Origin of the sequence: Vulcanococcus sp. (genome assembly GCF_044369115.1) — a bacterium.
Taxonomy (GTDB): Bacteria; Cyanobacteriota; Cyanobacteriia; order PCC-6307; family Cyanobiaceae; genus Vulcanococcus.
The window spans coordinates 1-4,807 of record NZ_JBIPMN010000183.1; the positions used below are offsets into that span (position 1 = coordinate 1).

Here is a 4,807-nt window from a genome sequence, read left to right on the forward strand (position 1 = left end):
CCACCACCATGCGGCTGGCGCCGGTGGAGAGGAATTCCACCATTGAACGCAGCTCACCGCCGGTGGGATAGCGCAGCTGATCGTCGGCCTGCAGGATCAGATCGCGTACGACGCTCATCGAAACCACCTGGTGCCTCGCGATCTTATCGAGACTGCAGGCTTGAACCCTGCTGCGATGGCCAGGTGTTTACGCACCGATAGGGTCGAGAGAACAGACCGGCGCGTGCCATGGCCACACCAACTGCACTGCGGCTGGGGCAAATCTTTGAGCTCACCATCCAGGGCCTCGGCCATGAAGGCCAGGGCGTGGGGCGCTTTGACGATCTTGTTGTCTTCGTGCCGGGTGCCCTTCCGGGCGAGCATGTGGTGGCTCGGCTGCGGCGTCAGGCCAAGCGACATCTCGAGGCCGACCTGGTTGGGGTTGAGGAGCCGTCCCCCTGTCGCATCAAGCCTTCCTGCATCCTGGCGGAGCGTTGCGGGGGGTGTTCACTGCAGCACTGCGCTGATGCTGCCCAGGCGGAACTGAAGACCGATCTGGTGCGTCAGGCGCTCCAGCGGGTGGGCCATGTGAAGGTTGAGGTGTTGCCGATCTTCAGTGCAGCCAACGGCCTGGGCTATCGCAACCGGGCTCTGATCCCCCTGGAGCGGGCCCCGGAAGGTCAGCTGCGGGCGGGCTACTACCGGCGCAGCAGCCACAAGATCGTGAACATGAACCGCTGCCCGGTGCTTGATCCGCGCATCGACGCGCTGATTGCTCCGCTCAAGGCCGATCTGGAAGCCACCCGCTGGCCCGTGGATGTAAACCTCAGTGGGGGCGGAGGTCTAAGGCATCTAGCGCTGCGCGTGGGTCACCACAGCGGCGAGGTGCTGATCACCCTGGTGAGCAGCCACAACAACCTTCCGGGCCTTGAGAACCTCGGCAACAAATGGATGCAGCGCTGGCCGGAGGTGGTGGGGGTGAACCTCAACATCCAGCCGATCGCCAGCAATGTGGTGCTCGGCCCAGAAACCCATCAGGTGGCAGGCCGTTCCTGGTTGCTGGAGCGGTTCGCCGGTCAGGAGCTGCACATCGCTGCCGACACGTTCTTTCAGGTGAATACGGCCCAGGCGGAACGGGTCGTGCCGCTACTAACAGCCTTCTTCTCCGAAACCCCTCGAAGTCAGGTTCTTGAGGCGTACAGCGGCATCGGCACGTTCTCGTTGCCTCTGGCGGCTGCAGGCCTGGATGTGCTCGGTTTGGAGTTGCATCCGGGGTCCGTGCAGCAAGCCCGCGCCAATGCCGAACGGAACGGGTTGCACGGCGCGCGCTTCGAGCAGGCGGATGTGGCCGCATCGCTGGCGGAGCACCTCACCTGGGCCGCATCACTGCTGGTGGATCCACCGCGTAAGGGACTCACGCCGGAGGTGATCGAGGCAGTCCTGCAGGCACCACCGAAACGACTCGCCTACATCAGCTGCAACCCCGCCACCCTGGCCCGCGACCTGGGCCGACTCACCAGCGAAGCAGGCTACCGGCTTCGGCCGGTGCAGCCGGTTGATTTCTTCCCCCAGACCAGCCACGTGGAATGTGTGGCCCTGCTAGAGCGCGACTGATTGAGAACGCGAACTCAGGCCCGCAGCTGCGCGTCGAACTGCTTCTCCAGGGCGGCACGGATTTTGTCGTGGGCACTGTCCACTTCCGCATCAGTGAGGGTGCGTTTGGGATCGCGGTAGCGCAGGCGGAAAGCCTGGCTGCAGCTGCCGGCAGCCACTTGCTCGCCCTCGTAGCGATCCACCAGTTCGGCCTGCTCCAGCAGCGGCTTGCCCGCCTTGCGGATCGCGTGCAGCAGCTGACCACTGGCGGTGGTGCTGGGCAGCACAAGAGCCAGGTCGCGCTCGGAAGCAGGCACGGTGGCGAAGGGCGCGAAGGCCGGCTGCCAGCGGTTGCGGCGTGTGGCTGCACCGAGCAGCTGGGGCACATCCAGCTGGAACAGATAGGTGGCTGCGGGCAAGTTGTAGCGCTCGGCCAATTCCGGATGAGCCTGGCCGAACCAGCCGGTGGGCCGACCCTCGATCACCACCTGAGCAGCGCGGCCAGGATGGAGCAGTGGCTCATCGCTGAGGCGGCGATCCTCCACTGGCAGCTTCAGGCTTTCGAGGGCTTGCTGTATCACTCCGCGAGCCTCGAAGTAATCGAGGGAGCGGGGTTTGCCGCTGCTGCTCCACAGCTCCGCCTGGCGGGCGCCACAGATCACGCCAGCCAACTGCAACCGCTGTCCACCGTCTTTGGCGGTGGCGTCAAACACGTTGCCCAGCTCGAAGGCCCAGAAGCCGCTGCGCCCGGCCTGCAGATTGCGTTGGGCTGATGCGAGCAGTTCATCCACCAGGCTGTCGCGCAAGTGGCTGTAGTCAGCCAGCAAGGGATTAGCCAATGGCAGCCGGTTAGCGGGATCCGCTCCCGGTCGCTCGGATTGAGCCGGTCCGAGCGACAGGCTGCAGGTCTCCTGCAATCCAGCGGCAGACAAGATCCGGCGCAGACGCCGCTCGGCTTGCTGTTCATCGCTGAGGCCACCGGGCTCGATTGGATCGGGCAGATGGCTAGCAAAGCGGTCGTAGCCGACCAGGCGAGCCACCTCTTCAATCAGGTCGACTTCGCGTTGCAGATCCATGGCACGCGATGGGGGCACCTGTACCTGCCAGCCCTCGTCGTCGGGGGTGAGGGTGCAGCCCAAGGCGGTAAGGATCTGCTCGATCTCGGCATCGGGTAGGTCGCTCTCGTTGGCGTCGGCATCCACCACGGGGCCGAGCAGGTTGTGAAGCGCGTCGCTGCGCAGGCTGAGGGGAGGGCGTGCTGAATCCTGGCGCTCATGGCACCAACGGCCCTCAACCTCGGCGCCGCAAAGTTCCTGCAGCAATTGCACGGCGCGGTCGGCTGCCGTGAGGGTGACTTCCCTTGGCAGACCCTTCTCGAAACGGCTGCTGGCATCGGTGCGCAGCCCCACACTGCGGGCGCTGCGGCGCACGGTTTGGGGAGCGAACATCGCCGCCTCAAGCCAGATGCTGGTGGTGGAGTCGTCCACGCAACTGTTGTCGCCACCGATCACGCCAGCCAAAGCGATGGCTTGATCGGCGTAGCTGACCACCCAGGCGTCCTCGCCGAGGCTGTGCTCACTGGCATCGAGGGCCTTGAACGCTTCCCCGGGACGGGCGCTGCGCAGATCAAGACGTGCGGGATCGGCTTGGCCGCCACCCTCACCGCCACCGACGGCCGCAAGCTTGGCGGCATCAAAGGCATGCAGCGGCTGTCCGAACTCAAGCATCACCAGATTGGTGATGTCGACCACGTTGTTGATCGGGCGCAACCCGGCGCGCTCAAGCCGGCTCTGCAGCCACTGTGGCGAGGGAGCCACCTTGAGGCTGCTGAGGGCAGTGACGCTGAACAGACCTCCGGCTTCAATGCGTTCCTGCACCGTCGCCTCCACGGGCAGGGCCTTGGCCTTGATGGCTGGGGCGGCCGCCGGCAGGGTGAGTGCCCCTCCGCTCAGGGCTGCCACCTCGCGGGCGATGCCCTGCATCGAGAGGCCATCGGGCCGGTTGGCGGTGATCGCCAGCTCCAGCACCTGATCATCGAGGCCGAACAGCGGCCCCACCGGGGTGCCAAGGGCCGGCACGCTCTCCAGGGCTTCATCGAGGATCACGATCCCGTCTGAGCGATCGGCCAGGCCCAGCTCCGAGAGGGAGCAGATCATGCCGCTGCTGGCCACGCCGCGCAGCTCTGCCGGTTTGATCGTGAGATCCACCGCGGGCAGATAGGACCCGACCGTGGCCACAGCCACATGGATTCCGGCCCGCACATTCTTGGCCCCGCAGACAATCTGCAGCGGCTCGGCGCCGCCGATGTCAACTGTGCAGACGCTCAGCTTGTCGGCATTGGGATGTTGATCCCGGTTCTGCACATGGCCCACCACAACACCGGCGGCGCGGGCGGCGAGATCCTCGATCTCTTCCACTTCAAAACCGGCCACCGAGAGGCGTTCGGCAAGCTCATCGGCGGGTAGATCACAGGCCACGAGCTCCCGCAGCCATTGGAGCGAGACCCGCATGTCAGAACCCTTCGCAATCGGCCGACTCTAAAGACCCGGCCTGGAGGGAGAGGTCAGGCGACAGGGTATGGTTGATCGCTGTCCAACACGCATCGCCCAAGCGAGGCAACGTCCTTTATGGCTAAGAACAAGGGCGTCCGGATCGTGATCACTCTCGAGTGCACCGAATGCCGGTCCAACCCCGCCAAGCGTTCTCCTGGTGTGTCCCGTTACACCACCCAGAAGAACCGACGCAACACCACTGAACGGATCGAACTGAAGAAGTTCTGCCCGCACTGCAACAAGTCGACGGTCCACAAAGAGATCAAGTGATCTCCGCGACGTCAACGTCTGCTGTGTAGTCAGCGCCTTCCGCTTTTTCCTTCTCCGTTCTGCCATGGCTAGTTCTTTCTTCAAGAAGCGCCTTTCACCGATCAAACCCGGTGATCCGATCGATTACAAAGATGTCGATCTGCTCAAGAAGTTCATCACCGAGCGCGGCAAAATCCTGCCCCGCCGCCTCACAGGCCTCACCGCCAAGCAGCAGCGTGACCTCACCAACGCGGTGAAGCGCGCCCGCATCGTGGCTCTGCTGCCCTTCGTGAATCCCGAGGGCTGATCTCCTGGCATCCGCGGCGTTCCATCCCGGCGACCTGGTCGGTGTTCAGGAATCCCGCGGAGCCCAGCTCGCGGTTGTTGAAGCGATCCAGGGCAGCAAAGCTCGCCTGCGCATCGGCTTTGACGCC

The 4,807-nt window shown here is 64.6% G+C and carries 4 protein-coding genes and 1 pseudogene; 3 read left to right on the top strand and 2 right to left on the bottom strand.

Features of this window, described 5'->3' with window-relative positions; genetic code table 11:
- Window positions 1-118: pseudogene (locus tag ACIQ2E_RS12430) on the bottom strand (allophycocyanin); the annotation flags it as partial.
- Window positions 119-228: 110 nt separating this feature from the next.
- On the opposite strand from ACIQ2E_RS12430, the gene rlmD reads away from it, so the two are divergent.
- The gene (gene rlmD / locus ACIQ2E_RS12435) at window positions 229-1,593 is read left to right on the top strand and encodes a 23S rRNA (uracil(1939)-C(5))-methyltransferase RlmD (RefSeq protein ID WP_398330992.1); all 1,365 of its coding nucleotides are present in this window, start codon (window positions 229-231) and stop codon (window positions 1,591-1,593) included.
- A 14-nt stretch (window positions 1,594-1,607) separates the two neighbouring features.
- On the opposite strand, the gene pheT is transcribed toward rlmD, so the two are convergent.
- On the bottom strand, window positions 1,608-4,082 hold the full coding sequence (pheT, locus tag ACIQ2E_RS12440; protein WP_398330994.1) for a phenylalanine--tRNA ligase subunit beta: 2,475 nt from the start codon (window positions 4,080-4,082) through the stop codon (window positions 1,608-1,610).
- A gap of 117 nt (window positions 4,083-4,199) precedes the next feature.
- Here pheT and rpmG point away from each other — a divergent pair, with 117 nt between their 5' ends.
- Both rpmG and rpsR read left to right on the top strand, forming a co-directional pair.
- Window positions 4,200-4,394: a 50S ribosomal protein L33 gene (gene rpmG / locus ACIQ2E_RS12445; protein WP_296366328.1), complete on the top strand. Its 195-nt coding sequence runs from the start codon at window positions 4,200-4,202 to the stop codon at window positions 4,392-4,394.
- Window positions 4,395-4,458: 64 nt separating this feature from the next.
- A complete protein-coding gene (rpsR, locus tag ACIQ2E_RS12450) occupies window positions 4,459-4,680 on the top strand; it encodes a 30S ribosomal protein S18 (protein ID WP_010308434.1) in 222 nt (73 codons plus the stop codon).
- Window positions 4,681-4,807: the final 127 nt, after the last annotated feature.

Bases quoted from the DNA above. Each gene is read 5' to 3' on its own strand.
- rpsR (WP_010308434.1), top strand. From the start codon at position 4,459: ATGGCTAGTTCTTTCTTCAAGAAGCGCCTTTCACCGATCAAACCCGGT.
- rpmG (WP_296366328.1), top strand. From the start codon at position 4,200: ATGGCTAAGAACAAGGGCGTCCGGATCGTGATCACTCTCGAGTGCACC.
- pheT (WP_398330994.1), bottom strand. From the start codon at position 4,082: ATGCGGGTCTCGCTCCAATGGCTGCGGGAGCTCGTGGCCTGTGATCTA.
- rlmD (WP_398330992.1), top strand. From the start codon at position 229: ATGGCCACACCAACTGCACTGCGGCTGGGGCAAATCTTTGAGCTCACC.